The sequence below is a fragment of the Psychromonas aquatilis genome, assembly GCF_038155185.1.
Lineage (GTDB): Bacteria > Pseudomonadota > Gammaproteobacteria > Enterobacterales > Psychromonadaceae > Psychromonas > Psychromonas aquatilis.
This window is the reverse complement of the sequence record NZ_JBAKAZ010000028.1, coordinates 21,029-40,494: the sequence shown is the minus strand read 5'-3', so window position 1 is coordinate 40,494 and position 19,466 is coordinate 21,029. Positions and strand designations below refer to the sequence as shown.

The window sequence follows — 19,466 nt, the reverse complement described above, 5'->3', positions numbered from 1 at the left end:
TGCTTTAATCGCAATAGATAAATCAATTAGATCATATTTTTACTTAGATTGGTATTACGCCTGATTTAGCGGAGATCAAGTTTCAATGTTAATGAAAGTAATTGATGTAAGTTGATGATTTTAATCATGGCTATTCTATACGATAAGTAAATAGCAAGGGTAAGTTACTATAAGAGGTTAGTGATTCTAGTAAGGCTTAATTTCGATGCTTAATGATAACTTTATCGTTATTGGCTAGTTATTCAGTTCATTATGGATTTGAAGCGTTAACTAATTAAATCATTTAAGTAATTAGTGATGTTAAGCGTAGTTTTTGTATTTTATATATAAAGTACAAAGGGAAAGATTAAATCGGTGTATCGAAGTTAGGTCGTGTTGTATTCGTTATATAAATAGCCTACCTAGTGAGCGAATAATCATTGCTTGGTTTATTCGTCTTTAAGTAGGCCATTATATTGTTATGTTATTTATTTTTTTCTGCTAACCGTTCTTTTTTCTTCAGTCTTAATGTCGAATAAACTGAAAAGATAGCAAATAAAATAAAGGCCAATGCAATTGGGCGGTCATATAGGAATGACCAACTACCTTCATACAAAATTAAAGATTTTCTTAAGTTTGTTTCTGCCATAGGACCTAAGATAATAGCTAATAATATTGGTGATGAAGGTATATCAAGTTTGTTTAAGATAAAGCCTAAGATGCCAAAAGTGATAGCTATACCCACATCAAACATTGAGTTATTGATTGCATACGCACCAATGATTGATAAAAAGATAATGATTGGAATCATTATGATCTTAGGTACTTCTATAATACGACAGAAGAAGCGGATACCCAGGAAGCCAACTAATAACATCACGATATTAGCGACGATCATTGAGCTAAAAATACCATAAACGATTTCAGGATTGTCTTGGAATAATAAAGGTCCAGGTGTTAAGCCTTGTACGATTAGGGCGCCTAATAATACCGCTGATACCGCATCTCCTGGCACACCTAATGTTAATAACGGTACTAATGAACCACCGGTTACCCCGTTATTACCTGACTCTGCTGCTGCTAAACCATGCATTGAACCATTACCAAATTCATCGGGTTTCTTAGCAACACGCTTGGCTTCGTTATAACAAGCAAAGGCTGAAATATCTGCCCCAGCACCAGGGACTGAGCCGATTGATGTCCCAATTAATCCACTTTTGACGCTGGTTGGTAAAATCTTTTTAAAATCTGAGAAGCTAAGTAGTTTATAACTGAACTTAGGTGGAACATCAGGTTGATTACTAGACATTTTTTCTAATTGGTTTAACCCTTCAGTAATGGCAAACAAACCAATTAAAACAGGGATAATATTAATCCCACTGTATAGATCTAAGATACCAAAAGTAAAACGAGGAACACTACTAATAGGGTCAAGGCCAACCATTGAAATTAATAGACCAATCGTACCTGCTAGTAAGCCTTTCATTATGTTTTTAGCAGAAACACTAGCAATAATGGTAAGTCCGAATAATGCTAATGCAAAATATTCAGGTGCATTAAAACGTAAAGCAAAATCAGCCAAAATAGGTGCGACACCAATTAAGACAATTGTACTGATTAATCCACCGATAAACGATGCAACTGCTGCGATACTTAATGCCTTCGCTGCTAATCCCTTTATGGCCATTGTATGGCCATCTAGTACCGTTGCTGCGGAAGCTGGTGTACCAGGTGTTTTAAGTAAAATAGCTGCTATTGAGCCGCCATAAATACCTCCAATATAGACACCGATCAGCATCACGAGTGCTGGTGTTGGCATCATTGAAAAAGTGAAAGGTAATAATATTGCAACACCCATTGTTGCTGTTAAACCTGGTAGTGCACCTAAAATAACACCACCTAATACACCTAATACAAGTATTGGAAATACTTCCATGCTGAATGCGGAAGCAAATCCGCTAAGTAAATAATCCATCATAATAATAACCTAGAAAAAGAGTAAACCTTCAGGTAGTGAAATAATAAATACATCACTAAAGAGGAAATAAATTGCGAATACAAACACCCATGCAACAACATAATAAAGTGGCTTTTTGACACGGTAGTACACAAGGTAATAAGTAAAACCAACAAGGCTGGCAGGTAAGTAACCTACTAATGTTATTAATGCTGCGTAGCCTATTAATAATGTAAAACCGAAAAGAGCGTGGCTTGTAATTAGTTTAATTTCTTTTTTAACCGTTTTCTTTTTTACATATTGAATAATTAAAACACTACAGATAATTATTTGAAGAATAGCGACAACTGTTGGGAAAAAACCTGCCCCAACGGGTGCATCTTGATATCGTGGTTCCGGAAATTGGGTAATGAGGACTAATACTACTAGGCTTAAAAAGATCATTAAGCCGGGAAAAAATATGTTGCGGTTAATCATAATAAACTCTCTCGAATATATATTATATTCTTGTTAATCACAGAGCTAAGGTTACCCCTAGCTCTGTTTATTAACTTTATTGGATAAACTTACTTAATACTTCAGCATCTTTGTTAACAAAGTCAGTGAACTCTTGCGCTTTAAGAGGGTGGATAGTCATCGCACCTTTTGACATAAAGTCTTTAAACTCAGCAGATGCCATTGCTTGGTCAAATGCGTTACCTAAGATTTCAATAATCTCATCTGGTGTCCCTTTAGGTGCGCCAATACCACGCCATGTACCTGTTGTTATATCAAGACCTTGCTCTTTTAATGTTGGTACATCTGGGATGTAAGAGATACGCTCTTCTGACATGACGCCTAATGCTTTTAATTGGCCTGAACGTAATTGTGCAATGGCTTCGCCTGGCGTAACCATAGTCACTTGCGTATGATGACCGAGTACTGAAGGAATTGCTTCTGATGAGCCATTGTATGGCACTGCATTTAATTTAATATCTTGATCTTGCTCTAATGCCATCAGGTAAAAGTTAGGTGCAGCCGTTGAAGCAAATTTAATTTTTCCTGGTGCTTTCTTCGCTTCTGCAACTAAATCATTAACTGTATTGAATGGGCTATCTGCTGGAACTAAAATGACCGCTGGATCTAAGTTAACCATACGGATTAGTTCGAAGTCATCAGCGTCATTTTGCATTAAGCCCATTTGTGGTAATGAAGCTATTTCACGTGTTACTACTGTAAGTGTGTAGCCATCTGGGCGTTGTCTAGCGCCAAAGCTCATCCCTACCGCACCAGCACCACCAGTTCTATTCATTACAGAAATACTTGTACCTAGTATATCTTTAGCACTATTAGCTAAAGTACGACCAACGGCATCAGTACCACCACCAGCACCAAATGGCACAATTAGACGGATATTTTTAGCTGGGTAATCAGCTGCAAAGCTGGTTGCTGACATGATTAATCCTGCGCTAATTAATGCGGCTTTGAATAGTTTTTTCATCATTTCATTCCTTAATATAGATAAAATATAAATGTTCTTGATGCTGTAATGGATAATAAGTTTATCGTCATACTATTAATGCTTAATCGAACTTGCATTTTGTGTGTAAAGGATAAAGGAAGATAAGCAGAGAAAGAGAGATTAAGGCAATTTGCTCTACTTGGATCACGAAAGTTAGGTAGAGAATGTGGGGTAGATCTACTAATTACATTTTTATTTTTATGAAGTGAATGTTTTTTGAGCAGAAATTTTAGGCATTATGGTTAATTAGTATGACTTAATGCTTAATCGTGAGCATACTTTAGAAGTTATTATAATCGGATTAATGTTGTTATTAGCCTATTTTTAAAGTTTTATTTATTGAGCTTTTAGATAACTAAGTAAACCAAGCTAAAGGGATACCCAGATTATTATGCTACATTTCAACCTAAGGTTATTTAATCCTAATTAACTGTTAATTAAGTATTTTTATTTTAAAAGTATATTAATTAGGCAGAGGGATTGTTATTTGTAGCAAAAGTATTGATGCGTTAACATTTACCTATCAAGACAATTAGTCATGACTAAATTTGTAGTTATTTATTTTGTAGTACTATTGTAGTTTATATTTTATGTTAACGGGCTTTCTTGTAAGTTTATTAAGAAAAATGAAGAGGGTAATGAGCTATTGGTAAACAATACTGGTAACTAATTATCAGTAAGTAATAAAAATTAATAAGTGATGGGTAGAGGTTTAATGAGTGAAGATTTGATATTAGCCTTCTGTTTTCTTAACTGTTAACAATAGAAGGCTAAACTTTTTTAGTTTGATAGTTTAAAAGGAAAGGCCAACAACAAATTCAACAGTTGGGTCTTCATCTATAAAAAGAGAGTTTCCTGAAATATGTTTTTCTTGTCTAACGCCGACGCTAAATAATAAAGGGTCATTGATAAGTGAAACACCCGCTCTATAACCATAAGTATCGACATCACTACGGCTTCCAACAAAATAATGGCTATATAATAATCCAAAATAAGGTCTGATAGTTTCATGAACTGGGATGTAAAAGGTACTCTCTAGTGTGCCCTTAGCAATAGAAGGCTCTCCTGAAAACCAATATTCGTAAGCTGCACCTAAAGCCAGGTTATCGACAGCAAAATAATGCAGCCCAACACCTGCAACAGTATAATCTTCGCGCCCCACAGAAGCGCTACTTAATTTAACATCGAATGATTTATTACCTGCTTGTAAAGAGGCTGCGTAAGATAGTTGGCTAAACGATAAAATAATCAGTGCTAGTATATATTTCATAAAAACTCCTTTTGTTCATGAATGGTGTTTATTTTTATATAAGAGGATTATGTCGTATAAAAAACAACATTTATATAATAAACAGCGATTGGTTTATTATTTAGCCCATACAGATAACATATTTGCTAATTGTGACATAGTAAATTAGCTTAGTGCTAATACCAATCACACTAATTAACTGATCTATTTTACTTGCTAAAATAACTTATTTCTTCGTTGTAATTTTCGCAAATAGAACAACTATTTAACTCAAATTACGCCTTAAACTAAGTCATTTTTTCTGCGCAAAATTTAGATCACTTATTTAATATAATTGGTATAATATGTTGTAATATATTATTGATTACCCCCCACCTTAAACAATTATAAAGGACACGGACATGACGCTTAAAAAAAATAAGTTAGCATTTTCTTTGCTAACAGCTCTCTTTTTTTCATTACCTATCAGTCAAACTTTTGCACATGAGCACCATTGCGATATAAAAGAGACTGAACTTGGCAACACAATGAAATATATTAAAAGTGAACTAAGAGCTTATAACAAAGGTTTTGATTCTGAAGATAAAGCGGAAATGAAAGAGCATGCCGGTGAGTTAGTTAAGTTAACTGCAAAAGCTGAAACATTAATTCCAGCAAGTATTGCGATCACTAACCACGCTGAAAAAGTAGAAGACTTAACGGCTGAGCAAAAAGCTAAATTTGTTCAATATCAAGAAGAAATGAGTGAATTGAATGAGACGTTTATAGCGTTAAGTGAGACAACAGACGAAACTGAAATAGAAACACTTTTGGGTAAAGTTAAAGAACACACTAAAACTGGCCATCAACAATTCCGTTTAGATTGTAAAAAATAATTTTTAATGATCTTAAAAAGGCTTATATATTGTTATATAAGCCTTTTTATTATTTTGCTAAAAATACTTTGGAAGGGTCAACGAGTAAGCGCTTTCCAATTGCTTCACGTCCAAATAACATAAGATAGTTCATATCTGCACGATCTGTTAGTGTGATTTCAATGTCCCATGTTTCATTACCTAATGTCATCGGCGTTTCTATGACATAGCGTTGTTCTGAATTGCCGTTAGATGATTTTATTTTTCGAATATCACAGATCACCGCTTCACAGGAAACCAATGTCTCTACATTATGGATATCAGGGTGAATATCAAATTTAACCCACGGCTTTCCTTGCTTCATATATTTAACAATATTATCAACATGCAAAGACGAGGTTTTTGCCCCGGTATCAACCCTGACTTGCATCGCAGCAATACCTAATTCAGGTAAAGCAATAGATTCCAGTCGACCAATTATTTTTTTGTCTTCAACATTCATATTATTTTACCTGTAGATGGTTAGTATTATTCAAGTCATCCTCAGGTCGCAGAAAGTCTTGTACAGATTCAATATGTTCAAACACGGCTTCATCATCTTCTTTAAAATAAGCTATATGGAACATTGCCTCACCTTCTTGTACTAAAGGGATGTTTTGCTGACCGATCAAAATACCTGAGCGGGTTGCTTTAACAATGCCTAAGATATCGCCATAAGGACTACCAATTTCAGCCAGTTTATCACCGCTTGTTACACGATCACCTAATGCGACTAAGTGCTTCACCACACCACTTGCATTGGCACGTAACCATCCACTGCTATTGGCTATATAAGGCTCTTTTAATTTTCGCTTAGCCGTGGTTTTACGCATCATATTGAGGTGACGTAATACATTTTCAATCCCCTTAATACCGGCATTAATGGAAAAGTCATCAAAACGCAGTGCTTCTCCTGCTTCATACAATAACACTCTTGTATCATTTGCTACCGCTGACTCTCGCAGAGAACCATCAAGCACATTAGAGTGCAGGATAACTGGACTGGCAAAAATTTGAGCTAGCTCTTTTGTTTCAGGGTCATTCATATCACCACGAATTTGCGGTAGATTAGAGCGATGAATTGCACCCGTATGTAAATCAATCCCATAATCACAATGCTTAACAATTTGCGTTAAAAATATATGTGCTACACGCGCCGCTAAAGAGCCTTTTGAAGACCCAGGGAAGCAGCGATTTAAGTCACGTCGATCTGGCATATAACGGCTCTGATTGACAACCCCGTAAACATTGACCATAGGCACAGCAATCACAGTCCCCCTAATGATTTTGAAGTTAGGTTTATTGATTAATCGCCTAATAATTTCAATGCCATTTAATTCATCGCCATGTACCGCTGCACTGATAAAAATGGTGGGGCCTTCTTTTGTTCCACGAATGATTTGCACTGGTAATGAAACATCGGCGTCGGTATATAGTTTTGCAACAGGTAATTCAATTTTACGTTGAGTTCCTGGTAAAATGTCAAAATCACCTATACGTAGAGTTTTCATATTTATTATCCTCGACCACGTGTTTTATTTGTTATTGTCTTAGGTCTTTTTTCAAGAAAGTCAAAGACCATTCCAGCAATATTCATTCCCGTTGCTTTTTCAATGCCTTCTAAACCGGGGGATGAGTTAACTTCCATCACCATTGGGCCATTTTCAGAGCGTAATAAATCAACACCACAAAAGTTTAAGCCCATTATTTTAGCGGCATTCACAGCGGTTTCTCGTTCTTCTTTGGTTAACTTTACCACGACAGCTGAGCCCCCACGGTGTAAGTTTGAACGAAACTCTCCTTCAGCACCTTGGCGTTTCATTGCTGCGACAACACGCCCACCAATCACTAAACAACGAATATCAGCGCCGCCAGCTTCTTTAATAAACTCTTGTACTAAAATATTTGCTTTAAGCCCCATGAATGCTTCAATAATGCTTTCTGCTGCTTTAGCGGTATCAGCTAATACAACACCAATGCCTTGCGTTCCTTCAAGTAGTTTAATAACAACAGGCGCGCCACCAACATTTTTAATTAAGTCTTTAATATTATCTGGTCTATTAGCAAACCCCGTTCGTGGCATCCCGATCCCTTTACGAGAAAGTAACTGCATTGAGCGTAATTTATCGCGCGAACGACTGATCGCAACTGACTCATTAATATTATAAGTCCCCATCATTTCAAACTGGCGTGCGACAGCGGTGCCATAAAAAGTAACAGATGCCCCGATACGAGGAATAATCGCATCATATTCAGGAAGCTCTTCTCCATGGTAACGTACAGTAGGGCGGCTACTAGTGATATCCATATAACAGTGCAATGTATCTATAATATCAACTTGGTGGCCCTGTGCTTCACCAGCTTCCTTTAATCTGCGAGTGGAGTATAAATTAGCGTTTCTAGATAAGATTGCAATTTTCATAATGTTAATTCCTGTACTAAATATTATAAATTACGAGGCGAAGGTATTCGCAAAACAGCAACCTAGATCTAATCAATAAGCTAACTTTTAACTTAAAAGGTGATTATTAACCGAAGTGCTAATTTAGGGCGTGGAGTGTATAGGCAAACTTTTATATAATAAAATTAATTGTTTTGTGGTTTATGATAAAAAAAATTGATTAGTGGTGGCTTATGAAAATTGAATTATTAACAACATTCTTAGAGGTAAGTGCAACCTTACATTTCCGTATTGCTTCTGAAAATTTATTCATCACTCAATCTGCGGTGAGTGCCAGAATTAAGCTATTAGAAGATGAGCTAGGGGTGCTTTTATTTGACCGTTCTAAAAAGAGCTTAAAACTCACGCCTGAAGGTCACCGCCTAATAAAACATGCCAATGAATTGATTCTGATGTGGCAAAAAACCAAACAAGATGTAGGTTTAAGCGCTGAACAGTCGACTCAGTTAGTGGTTGGGGCTAAAAGCACAATTTGGGATATTGTGCTGCAAAACTGGTTATACAAAGTCCATATTAATATGGATGAAGTAAGTCTTTTAACCAGTACTTATAGTGCGTCTGAGCTGAGAAAAAGCTTACTCAACCGTGTTATTGATATCGCTTTTTTATTTGAACCAACTTATATCAGTGAAATTATCTCTGAAAAAGTAGCTACAGTACCGCTCCATTTAGTGACCACGGATCCGGATAATATTAACAATGTGGCTGCACTTAAAGATTTTATTATGGTGGATTATGGGGAGTCTATCAGTGCGCAATATTTAAGAGCCTTTCAGGATGTGCCTGAAGCAAAACATTTCATGAGCCAGCCCCGTATCGCCTTAAATTTCATTCTAGAAGCCGGTGGAACAGCATATCTTCCCAGACAAATTACCTTTGAATATTTGAAAAGTGAGAAGCTATTTTTAGTTGAAGATGCGCCAGTTTTTAGTCGTGATATTTATGCAAATTATCTCGTTAAAAACCAGAAAATAGAAGTGATCGAACAAGCCTTAAAATTATTTCCATATGTAAGAACTTGATAGGAAAGTGAGATAAAGCGCGGACCATAGTATTGAATACAGCCGCGCTCCTGTCTTTGATTAAAGAAGTAATAAACTACCTAAACCTAAGAAGACAATAAAACCAAAAATATCAGTGACAGTGGTTAGTACCACAGAGCCTGACAAAGCAGGGTCAATATTAAACTTGTTTAAAATCCAAGGTACCCAAACACCGGATAAAGAAGCAATTAAAATATTACCTAAAATAGCAATGAAAATAGTTAATGAAAGTAATGGGTTATCAAACCAAAAGTAAGTAATAGCACCAATCACTACTGCCCATAACACACCATTAATCGCGCCAACTTTTAATTCTTTAGCAATAATATTTCTTTTATTAGTATCATTAATTTGACCCAATGCTAGGCCTCGAATAATCAAGGTAATGGTTTGACTACCCGATATACCACCCATCGAAGCGACAACAGGCATTAGTACCGCTAAAGCAACAACTTGTTGGATCGTTGCTTCAAATAACCCAATAAACCATGAAGCTAAAAATGCAGTGACTAAGTTAACCCCTAGCCAAACTGCGCGGTTTTTAGAGCTTTGCCAAATACTACCAAATAAATCTTCCTCATCTACTAAACCAGCAGATTGATTAAGTTGGGATGCCAATATATCTTCTTTATAGCGATAGGCCGCAGGTAAATCTAAACGCCCAGTTAAGCAATGATTCTCGTCTACAACGGGGAGTGCTGAACGGTCTGAGTCAATGAGTTTTTCTGCTGCATCTGCAATTTCATCATTAGTATTAATAAAAAGCACATCAGTCTCTATTAAGCTTCTGTATTGCTGGTCATCGTCTGCAGTGAATATTGAATTGAGTGGGATTTCACCTACTAAAGCGCCATCGTCATTAACGATATAAACGACATCGGTAAATGCGGGTAAACTTTTAGAGCATACTTTTTTGACCGCTGATAGCGTTAACCGCTGAGGTAATTGCACTTCAGTAAAGTTTTGCCAGCGTCCAACTTCTTCTTCAGTGTAATCACAGGATTTTTTATACAGACTTCGTTGCTTAGCCGTCATATTGGTAACAGCGTAATCGATGAAGCGATTATCTAAACTTTCAGATAACTCTATCAGGTGAACGGCATCTAATTTAGTCAGTAAAGGAAAGCAATACTCATCATCTAAGGTGTTGAGTAATAACTTCCTTGAATCATGTTTCATTTCAATGAACACATTTTGATGCGTTTCATCACTTAACGATTCCCAGATACTGGTTCTAAGGTTAAGCGGGAACGATTCTAGTAAAACCGCTATTTGTTCATCAGAGAGTTGCTCTTCGACTTCGTTAGCTAGTTCGTTTATTGTGGTTGTTGTTTCAGTTTCTGAGTCAAAGTGTAGATTAATTTTGTCAATATAATCTGCTAACAAATCTAGTGCCATAAACCCTCCTATTTATTCTGTATCTGTGTTTACTGTCGTATTATTTTGTCGTTGGTGCTGTTCAAACCAAAAGTTCATAAAGTCCGCTGTTAAGGATTGCTCTATTTCCATTGCTCGCTCGGTCGGGCAAAAAATAGTAAATATAAGTTGTGTATCACCAATGTCAGAGGTCGCCACTTGAATATGCGGCTCAGGGCCTGCAATATTTACATCTAACCTGTTTTCTATCAATTGGTTATAACGAATCGCGACATCATTAAAGTCCTCACAATATTCATAGGCTTTTAAATAAAGTTTATCTAAGAATATGAAAGGGTTAACACTACCATCTCTAGTAATGGTGAAATGGTGCATGACATAACGTTTTAAAAAGTTAAGGTTTTTAATCGATGAAGTCACGAGTTTACTATTAGGAACATAAAGGGTTTTCCCGGTATATTCATAAGCATCGATATTTACCTCTAACAAGCTTAATTTAGCCCAATCAACGGAATGCACTTCACCATAGGATTCACCTACTTGGATCCAGTCTCCAATACGGAAAGGGCGACTAGAGACAATATATAAAAAGCCGATAAAACATTGAATAAACTCACGTGTCGCGATAACGATGGCAACAATAAAAGCGGCAATTGAGATCGCAAACTTATGGAATTCCACTGCCCAAATATTGAAAATACCAATTAACATTAAAATCGTAATGCCATTATTAACGATATTAATTTTTAAACGTTTATTGGTTTTCGCTTTTTTATTAACCCTTTTTAAAAGAAAAGTTTTGCAGGCTATTACACCCACAATCAGTAAGATGGTGAGAATACTATTACTATTGATAATGGTTTGCATAAATTGATTATTTGATAGATCAATTGATAATAGTTTTTCAAACATAACGGAAGTGCTCACTTAATTTTAAAAAAGGTCATTACTAACAATAACATGGAGCTCACTATCTATTCAAAGTTAGTGAGCCATCAATGTGTATATCACGTTGAGGGTAGGCGACGACGATATCATGCTCTGCAAATAGCTCTTCTAGGCGAAAGCGTATATTACTCTTTAAAACACGTAGACCTCCTTCAGAGTTGCTATCCATCCAAAAAGTAACCTCGAACATTAATGCATTGTCACCAAAGTCTTCAAATGTCACTACTGGTGCAGACTTATTAGCAATATATTTTTGTTCTGTAGTGGCTTGTAATATAAGCTCGGCGACTTTCCTTGCCGGAGAGCCGTAGGCAACCCCAACGGTAACAGAGGTACGCACTAAGCTATCAATTAAGGTCCAGTTCACTACAGTGTTTTCTAATAACTTACTGTTTGGAATTAATAAATGAACGCCATCAATACGGCGAACACGTGTTGATCGTGTATTAATTTGTTCAACAACCCCTTTCGCTCCATCAACCTCTAAAAAATCACCAATACGAATTGGTTGCTCCCACATTAAAATCCAGCCACTGATAAAGTTGTTAATAATATTTTGTGCACCAAAACCGAAGCCGATAGCAATTGCACCTGATAGGAAAGCGAAAGCGGTAATAGGGACATTAATCAGATCTAATGTTGTAACAGTCATAATCGCCATCGCAACCACGTAGAAAACACGCTGCATTAAATGGATAATATTAGGGTCGGTATTTTTTGAGGCCAAACGGTGAGTTAGCCTTTTAGCTGCCGATCGAGTTAAAAAAATACCTAAAATTAAAATAACAGGAATCAGCATGATATCCCCAACCGTTATTGCTTGGTCAGATACGGTTAATAATGTATAGGTTAAAATGTTATAGATCTTTGAAAAATCCATTTACTACCTCTAAGTCAATTTTTAAGGAGGATTTCATTACTATCATTTACTGATAAATAAAAGCATGCTTTTTATCATTACCTGTTAATGTGGTCCATCAGAAACTAGTTAAATTAAATAATTAAGTGATATTTTTTGCTTTTTCAACTATAAACGGAATTCACATTCTGCCTGCAGCTTTTAGGCTAGTCGTATTAGCTTATATTAAACGAGAATAATTATGATCAGATGTATGTTAATAAAGTCGGATAAATCATGTAAATATGGTGATCAGGCATTAATTGAAGTTTGGCAACAAAATCCTACAGACAAATTATGGATTGATTTTAATTGCCATGACCGTGATGAGGAACGCCTCTATTTAACCAAGTTAGGTTGCCATGCACTAGCTATTTCAGACGTTCATAGAGATCGACATCCTCCTAAAATTGAGGAGTTCGATAATTTTATCTTCATGTTATACCGTGGCATTTATGAAACGGGAACGGATTTGGTTTTTGATCATCTGCAAATTGGTTTATTTGTTGGAGAAAATATTTTAATTACTTCTCATGCTCGTGAATCTATCTCAATTAATAAATTATTCAGTGAAGAAGGGCAAAAATACTTATTCAAAAGCTCGCTGACATTAGGGTTACGCATTTTTCATTATAGCTGCGGCATTTATCTCCAACAGTTATTTGATTTTGAAGAGAAGCTAGAAGCTTTGGAGGATAAGTTTCAAGAGGGGGGCGACGATAAAATGATGCAAGAAATTATTTTGTATCAATCCCGCTTAACAAAGCTAAAGCGTACTTTTAATTATCACCGTAACATAGGTGATGAATTAAAAGTGTTAGTTTCCGATGATGACTCATCTATTGTGCATATCTCTGATCAGCATACAGTGACAGATGTACATGAAAGAATTGAGCGTTTATTGAGCCTGTCACAAATGCACTATGATATTTGTAGTGATTTAATTAATGGCTATCTATCCGTTGCTTCGCATCAATTAAACGCAACGATGAGAGTATTAACGGTCATTACAGCTATTTTTATCCCATTAGGGTTTTTAGCAGGTTTATATGGTATGAACTTCGATTATATTCCTGAACTAAAAGTAGCTTATGGATACTTTTATTTATTAGGCTTTATGGCCCTGATTGTTGTTGCATTAATTGTATTTTTTAAAAAGAAACGTTGGCTTTAATTTAAAAAATTAGTCTATTCCTTAGCGCGTTAACATTTGCCTTTATGATTACTTTAAATCGAAGGCGTATTTTGAGCTCGACTAATTCTATAAGTATCTACAATACTAAGTAGCCAAGATCCAGCCATAATATAAGTACAGGTGTTCATGGTCTGTTGTTTATTCGAAAGTAGCTCGCTGACGGCTAAGGTTATTTCGTTGATATCGAATGGAATATAGCCATTTTGTATTTGTAAGATAAGTTGGTTTATTTCTACCAGTAAGGTGCTGAATAAAACGCCTAAAGGAATAATAAAAGCCATTGCAAATACGATGCCTGAGATAGTGCGTTGGTATAAAAAATGCCCTGCACCAGGAACAACAAAAGCATTGAGCAATATCGCTTTTAATATTTTTTTCATATATGAGTCTGTACTTTTTGATTGCCTTAGGTAATTGTAAGTCAACTCGAACATTGTTTTTATCAATTTTAAGCGTAAGTTTATAATATTTATATCAGGGAGATTGTATGAGTTTAGAGATGTTTAACTTAGATGGAAAAGTCGCGATTGTGACGGGTTGTAATACTGGATTAGGTCAAGCAATGGCATTAGGTTTAGCTGAAGCAGGTTGCTCTGTTGTTGGTGTGAATAGAAGTGCCCCTACTGAAACCGTGGCAAAAATGAATGCCGCAGGTTATAACTTTTTAGATTTACGCGTTGATTTATCAGATCAAAGTGAGATTCCCAAAATAATTCAACGCTGCCTTTTGGTTTACAAAAAAGTGGATATTTTAGTAAACAATGCTGGCATTATTCGCCGTGAAGATGCGCTGGATTTTTCCGAGCAAGATTGGGACGATGTGATGAATGTGAATAGTAAAACTGCATTTTTCCTATCGCAAGCCGTTGCTAAACAATTTATAGCTCAAAACAGCGGTGGCAAAATTATTAATATTGCCTCTATGCTGTCCTTCCAAGGAGGCATTAGAGTACCTTCTTATACGGCTTCAAAAAGTGCGTTAATGGGAGTCACCAAAGCAATGGCGAATGAATGGGCAAAGCATAATATAAACGTCAATGCGATTGCACCGGGTTATATGGAAACTAATAATACTGAAGCGTTACGAGCTGATCAGCAACGTAACGCGGCAATCTTAGAGCGAATCCCTGCTCAGCGTTGGGGTAAACCTGATGATATTGTAGGGCCATGTGTATTTTTAGCTTCAAATGCAGCGAACTATATTAATGGTTATACGATTGCTGTAGATGGTGGCTGGCTAGCAAGGTAATTTTTGTTAACTAGATTGGTTGGATTACAGTGATGCCGATTCACTTGCTGCATTTAAAGTGTAGCAAGTGAATGACTCTTTTTGTTTGAAAAATAGAGTTAACTTAATTGCTTTTGGTAAGCAGGGAGGTGGCTTGATGAACCGCTCGTTAATGTATTAATTAATGTGCCTAGTTCTTTTAATCCTGCCAAAATTTTATCAGTATTGATTGCTGAAAAACCCAGTCTTATATAATTCTTAGGGGCATCTTTACCCATAAATAAAGAATCTCCGGATTCAATTAAAAGTCCTTTCTCAGCCGCTTTTTCACGTAGATATTGGCTCGTTAAAGCAGGAGGTAACCCTATCCAGAAGCAGAAACTACCAGGTGTAGAATGAATTTTGCATCCATTAAGATGTTTCTCAATTCCCTCTTGCATTAAATTCCATTTCTTTTCGTAAGCGCGGCGCATACGTCTTACATGGCTATCGTAATAACCTTGGCTGATAAATAATGCGGCAATGCGTTGGTTGTTAGACGGTGGATGACGATATTGTAATGCACGTAATTTTCGTAATTCTTTGATTAAAGAAGCATCTGCAACCATATAGCCAATACGAATTCCTGGCGTCAGTGATTTAGATAAACTACCAACATAAATAACACGCCCATCCTGATCGAAGCTTTTAAGGGCAGGTAAAGGCTCTTCAATAAAGTTTACTTCGCTTTCGTAATCGTCTTCAATAATAATAAAGTCATCTTTAGATGCTTGTTCTAAAAGTGATTTACGTCTTTCAATATTCATAGTGACTGTGGTTGGATATTGATGGCTCGGAGTAGTAAAAACATAGTCACAGCCTTTTAATTGTTTACCTACTTTAAGGCCAGCATTATCTACTTCTAACCCTTTGATTTGGCTGCCTCTCATTGATACTACATGACGAAAATGTGCGTACCCAGGATCTTCTATGCCAAAGGTGACTGACTCATCTGCTAATAAATTAGATAAGAGAAATAATGAATTTTGTGTACCTAAGGTAATTAAAATTTCTTCTGGTTTAGCCGAAATGCCTCGTTTTGATAGTATTTGCTGACGAATTTGAGACACTAACTGCGGATCATCGATATCAATAAAGCCTTCAACCCACTCATGTAACTTACCTTTACTTTCGGCGATACGAGAGCATTCACGCCATTGATAAAGAGGGAATTCAGCAACGTCAATATGGCCATAAATAAATGGGTAGGGGTAGCTTAACCAGTTTTCATCCTTGTTCAACGAAGGCAATTTACTTGGCAGCTTTTGCATGCGTTGAGACCAATTTGGTTGACGCGAAGATCGCACCACTTGTTGCGGATTTGTTTGCACTGAATTGGTGAGGTGTTGCACCAAAAGTAAATCAGGGTGTACAAAAAAACCACTACGCTTACGTGCAATTAAGTAACCTTCATCCACTAAACTTTCGTATACAAGCACAACTGTATTTCTAGATACTTTAAGTAATTGCGCCATCTTTCTACCTGAAGGTAAAGCCTTGTCACCAAAGGTGTCCTGCTCGATTAGCTCAACCAACTTTTCTCTAATCTGTTGTTGATAAGTGCTATTTTGATGAAGCTCAATATTTATTAGAAAATCAACCATTTGTACACCTGTGTGAAAGTTGGAGCGAATATTGTTTGTTAGTTTACGAGTTATGATTATTAACACTAGTTGCTAGGCAATTTTTACGCCAATTTTTTGAATTATCAGATATCTACTCAGGTAAGCTTAAAATGTTGTGGGCTATCAATTAATTATATGAGCTTAAAAATTTGTGGACTATCAATTAAAAAAACTGGCCCTGTATCTTATTTTTTGCAACGCGTAATTTAAATAACAACAACGGCGTTAGTTAAAAAGTTCACTCGAATTTAGTTAAGTGGCGGGTAAATCCTATAAACCCATTAAAAGTCACTAAAATGGGTTTGATTAGCTTAATAAAGCATTAATCGGGATAGGATACTGATAGGGCATCATCTGGCGAAACGTATGGCATTTTTAAGCTTTCTGCGACACTTTGATTGGTTACCTTACCGTGTATCACGTTCAACCCATTTTTTAGGTGAGCGTCTGCTAATAACGCATCTTTATAGCCCAATTTAGCTAAGCGTAAAATATAAGGGAGTGTGGCATTATTAAGTGCAAATGCAGAGGTTCTCGCTACGGCACCTGGCATATTAGCTACACAATAATGCACTACGTCATCGACGATATAAGTAGGCTCTGAGTGTGTTGTTGCTTTCGATGTGGCAAAACAGCCCCCTTGATCGATTGCTACATCTACCACCGCTGACCCAGCTCGCATTTCTTTAATCATCTCTGCTGTGACTAACTTAGGGGCAGCGGCACCCGGAATTAACACACCACCAATCACTAAATCAGCATCTTTGACTAAGGATTCCAAGTTAAATTTATTGGAGTAGGCCGTTTTTATGGTTGAACCAAATTGAGCGTTAATACGACGTAACGTATCAATATTGTTATCTAGTAAAGTAACATCAGCGCCTAGCCCAATTGCCATTTGTGCTGCATTAGTGCCAACAACGCCACCACCGATGATCACCACTTTAGCGGGTGGAACGCCTGCAACACCACCTAATAGTAAGCCAACACCGCCATTAGACTTCTCTAAGCATGCTGCACCGGCTTGTATTGACATGCGACCGGCCACTTCGGACATCGGTGCTAATAAAGGTAAACTACCATTGTCACTGGTAACGGTTTCATAGGCGATACAAACAGCTTTGCTTTTGATTAGATCCTGCGTTTGCTGTAAATCAGGTGCAAGGTGTAAATAGGTGAAGAGTAGTTGATCAGGGCGCAGCTTTTCACGTTCAATAGCAAGCGGCTCTTTGACTTTTACGATCATCTCACAGGTGGAAAATACCTGATCTGCATTGTCTAAAATCATTGCGCCAGCATCAATATATTCTTGATCACTACAGGCAATGCCTTCGCCGGCTGTTGTCTCAATATAAACAGTGTGGCCTGCACTGGTCACCTCTTTTACGCTTGCAGGTGTCATACCTACGCGGTATTCATGGACTTTAATCTCTTTAGGAACGCCGATAATCATATATTACTCCTCATTATTATTTACATTGATGTTATACCCATATTGCGTTATATCTGTTTTAAATCACTTTACTACTAATCACTACTAATAGTAAGGCTATTAGTTTATGGCTAAATAAACAGTTTTATCCTCTCTATATTTTGATTATTTATTTTAAAATCGAATATAATACTTATTTTGGTAATTAAATTAGTTGATAATTTTAATAAATCACAAGGACGTAGTAGATGGCACTAGATAGAATAGATCGTAATATATTACGAGAGTTACAAAAGAATGGACGTATTTCTAATGTCGAGCTTTCTCAAAAAGTAGGGTTAAGTCCAACGCCTTGTTTAGAAAGAGTTAAGCGTTTAGAAAAACAAAAAGTCATTACCGCTTATACGGCACTACTAGACCCAGATCAGCTTAATGCATCATTGCTTGTGTATATTGAGTTAACGCTTAAACGTACAAATGTAGATGTATTTCAACGTTTTAATGAAGCAGTAAAACAATTTGACTCTATTTTAGAGTGTAACCTTGTTTCGGGTGACTTTGATTATCTACTAAAAACACGCGTGGCAGATATGAGTGCATATCGTAAAGTACTGAGTGAAACATTGCAGTTTCTTCCTGATATCAAAGATTCAAAAAGTTATGTGGTGATGGAAGAGGTTAAATACTTAACCAGTATTAATATTCCGAATTAACTTTCTTATTGAAAGGGCGGTATAAAAGTGACTTATTAAAGTAGTCTTTATCAGGCTGACAACGCATTAATAAGTCATTATTGCAAAGAGATTGTTTAGTCGCTCATGATTCTAGCCACGGCTAAACCGTAATCTATTGTTTCACTATTTTGAAATTATCCCAAGCCTGTGACGTTGGCATAACTTCCAAACTATTGATATTTAAGTGAGCAGGTTGCTCTGTAATCCAGAAAATAATATCGGCAATATCCTCTGGTTGTATCGCATTTGCACCATTATAAATTTGATTGTATTTTTCTTGGTCACCATTAAAACGCACCAAGCTAAATTCACTTTCAGCCATACCTGGTTCTAGACTAGTAACACGAACACCTGTTCCTGCAAAATCACTGCGTAAGTTTCGTGAGAATTGTGCAACAAATGCTTTGCTTGCCCCATAGACATGGCTACCAGGATAAGGCCAATTACCTGCAATACTGGCTAAATTAATAATCGTTGATGATTTTTGTGCTTTTAATGTAGGTAATAAGCTATGCGTTACATTCACTAAGCCTGTTACATTCGTATCAATCATTGTATGCCAATCAGAGAGTTTAGCTTGATCTGCAGGCTCTGCGCCTAATGCAAGCCCAGCATTGTTTACTAAAATAGCGACCTGTTGAAAACGTTCTGGTAAATTTTTGGTAAATTCCGTTACATCATCGCTGCTTCTAACATCTAAAACGGCATAATAAACGGCGACTAAAGGTGATAACTCATCACTTAATGCCTTTAGCCTTTCCTCTCTGCGTCCAGTGATAATCAATGGGTAGCCATTTGCTGCAAACTTTTTAGCGGTTGCTAAGCCAAAGCCGGCTGTTGCGCCTGTAATAAGCACCACTGGTTTTTGTTGAGTTGTCATATTAAATCCTTTAAACGTATTATTTAG

General features: G+C 36.6%; 19 protein-coding genes. 5 read left to right on the top strand and 14 right to left on the bottom strand.

Annotated features, from left to right (window positions below; genetic code table 11):
* Window positions 1–463: 463 nt before the first annotated feature.
* The 4 genes from V6256_RS08880 to V6256_RS08865 all read right to left on the bottom strand — a co-directional run bounded on the left by V6256_RS08880 (window position 464) and on the right by V6256_RS08865 (window position 4,707).
* Window positions 464–1,957, bottom strand: a complete 1,494-nt coding sequence (locus V6256_RS08880) for a tripartite tricarboxylate transporter permease (RefSeq protein WP_341597854.1) — start codon at window positions 1,955–1,957, stop codon at window positions 464–466.
* A 9-nt stretch (window positions 1,958–1,966) separates the two neighbouring features.
* Entirely contained in the window at window positions 1,967–2,413 is a 447-nt protein-coding gene (locus tag V6256_RS08875; protein ID WP_341597853.1) for a tripartite tricarboxylate transporter TctB family protein, read from the bottom strand.
* A gap of 76 nt (window positions 2,414–2,489) precedes the next feature.
* The gene (locus V6256_RS08870; protein ID WP_341597852.1) at window positions 2,490–3,419 is read right to left on the bottom strand and encodes a tripartite tricarboxylate transporter substrate binding protein; all 930 of its coding nucleotides are present in this window, start codon (window positions 3,417–3,419) and stop codon (window positions 2,490–2,492) included.
* Window positions 3,420–4,230: 811 nt separating this feature from the next.
* On the bottom strand, window positions 4,231–4,707 hold the full coding sequence (locus V6256_RS08865) for a ferrodoxin oxidoreductase beta subunit (protein ID WP_341597851.1): 477 nt from the start codon (window positions 4,705–4,707) through the stop codon (window positions 4,231–4,233).
* A gap of 380 nt (window positions 4,708–5,087) precedes the next feature.
* On the opposite strand from V6256_RS08865, the gene V6256_RS08860 reads away from it, so the two are divergent.
* Window positions 5,088–5,561, top strand: coding sequence for a hypothetical protein (locus tag V6256_RS08860; protein WP_341597850.1), 474 nt, complete (start codon window positions 5,088–5,090; stop codon window positions 5,559–5,561).
* 49 nt (window positions 5,562–5,610) lie between these two features.
* Here V6256_RS08860 and V6256_RS08855 read toward each other — a convergent pair whose 3' ends face one another.
* The 3 genes from V6256_RS08855 to rimK are packed head-to-tail and all read right to left on the bottom strand — an operon-like array spanning window position 5,611 to window position 8,001.
* The gene (locus tag V6256_RS08855) at window positions 5,611–6,042 is read right to left on the bottom strand and encodes an ATP-dependent zinc protease family protein (protein ID WP_341597849.1); all 432 of its coding nucleotides are present in this window, start codon (window positions 6,040–6,042) and stop codon (window positions 5,611–5,613) included.
* A 1-nt stretch (window position 6,043) separates the two neighbouring features.
* Complete coding sequence (locus V6256_RS08850) at window positions 6,044–7,090, bottom strand: succinylglutamate desuccinylase/aspartoacylase family protein (protein WP_341597848.1); 1,047 nt, start codon at window positions 7,088–7,090, stop codon at window positions 6,044–6,046.
* Between the two features lie 5 nt (window positions 7,091–7,095).
* Complete coding sequence (gene rimK, locus V6256_RS08845; protein ID WP_341597847.1) at window positions 7,096–8,001, bottom strand: 30S ribosomal protein S6--L-glutamate ligase; 906 nt, start codon at window positions 7,999–8,001, stop codon at window positions 7,096–7,098.
* A 212-nt stretch (window positions 8,002–8,213) separates the two neighbouring features.
* Between rimK and V6256_RS08840 the strand changes: the two genes are divergently transcribed.
* On the top strand, window positions 8,214–9,062 hold the full coding sequence (locus V6256_RS08840) for a LysR family transcriptional regulator (protein WP_341597846.1): 849 nt from the start codon (window positions 8,214–8,216) through the stop codon (window positions 9,060–9,062).
* A gap of 60 nt (window positions 9,063–9,122) precedes the next feature.
* Here the strand turns inward: V6256_RS08840 and V6256_RS08835 are convergent, their stop codons facing one another.
* Genes V6256_RS08835 through V6256_RS08825 form a run of 3 tightly spaced genes read right to left on the bottom strand, consistent with a single transcriptional unit; the run spans window position 9,123 to window position 12,288 of the window.
* Complete coding sequence (locus tag V6256_RS08835) at window positions 9,123–10,481, bottom strand: magnesium transporter (protein ID WP_341597845.1); 1,359 nt, start codon at window positions 10,479–10,481, stop codon at window positions 9,123–9,125.
* 12 nt (window positions 10,482–10,493) lie between these two features.
* On the bottom strand, window positions 10,494–11,372 hold the full coding sequence (locus tag V6256_RS08830; protein WP_341597844.1) for a mechanosensitive ion channel family protein: 879 nt from the start codon (window positions 11,370–11,372) through the stop codon (window positions 10,494–10,496).
* Window positions 11,373–11,430: 58 nt separating this feature from the next.
* On the bottom strand, window positions 11,431–12,288 hold the full coding sequence (locus tag V6256_RS08825) for a mechanosensitive ion channel family protein (protein ID WP_341597843.1): 858 nt from the start codon (window positions 12,286–12,288) through the stop codon (window positions 11,431–11,433).
* Between the two features lie 232 nt (window positions 12,289–12,520).
* Here V6256_RS08825 and V6256_RS08820 point away from each other — a divergent pair, with 232 nt between their 5' ends.
* Window positions 12,521–13,480, top strand: a complete 960-nt coding sequence (locus V6256_RS08820; protein WP_341597842.1) for a magnesium transporter CorA family protein — start codon at window positions 12,521–12,523, stop codon at window positions 13,478–13,480.
* A 53-nt stretch (window positions 13,481–13,533) separates the two neighbouring features.
* Here the strand turns inward: V6256_RS08820 and V6256_RS08815 are convergent, their stop codons facing one another.
* Entirely contained in the window at window positions 13,534–13,881 is a 348-nt protein-coding gene (locus V6256_RS08815; protein WP_341597841.1) for a hypothetical protein, read from the bottom strand.
* A gap of 107 nt (window positions 13,882–13,988) precedes the next feature.
* Here V6256_RS08815 and kduD point away from each other — a divergent pair, with 107 nt between their 5' ends.
* Window positions 13,989–14,750 (top strand): 2-dehydro-3-deoxy-D-gluconate 5-dehydrogenase KduD, encoded by a 762-nt coding sequence (kduD, locus tag V6256_RS08810; RefSeq protein WP_341597840.1) that lies wholly within the window; start codon window positions 13,989–13,991, stop codon window positions 14,748–14,750.
* Between the two features lie 98 nt (window positions 14,751–14,848).
* Here kduD and pdxR read toward each other — a convergent pair whose 3' ends face one another.
* Together pdxR and ald are read right to left on the bottom strand one after the other, a co-directional pair.
* Complete coding sequence (gene pdxR / locus V6256_RS08805) at window positions 14,849–16,372, bottom strand: MocR-like pyridoxine biosynthesis transcription factor PdxR (protein WP_341597839.1); 1,524 nt, start codon at window positions 16,370–16,372, stop codon at window positions 14,849–14,851.
* A gap of 343 nt (window positions 16,373–16,715) precedes the next feature.
* On the bottom strand, window positions 16,716–17,846 hold the full coding sequence (ald, locus tag V6256_RS08800; protein ID WP_341597838.1) for an alanine dehydrogenase: 1,131 nt from the start codon (window positions 17,844–17,846) through the stop codon (window positions 16,716–16,718).
* A gap of 227 nt (window positions 17,847–18,073) precedes the next feature.
* Between ald and lrp the strand changes: the two genes are divergently transcribed.
* On the top strand, window positions 18,074–18,538 hold the full coding sequence (lrp, locus tag V6256_RS08795) for a leucine-responsive transcriptional regulator Lrp (protein WP_341597837.1): 465 nt from the start codon (window positions 18,074–18,076) through the stop codon (window positions 18,536–18,538).
* Between the two features lie 133 nt (window positions 18,539–18,671).
* Here the strand turns inward: lrp and V6256_RS08790 are convergent, their stop codons facing one another.
* Entirely contained in the window at window positions 18,672–19,439 is a 768-nt protein-coding gene (locus V6256_RS08790; protein ID WP_341597836.1) for an SDR family NAD(P)-dependent oxidoreductase, read from the bottom strand.
* Between the last annotated feature and the right edge of the window lie 27 nt (window positions 19,440–19,466).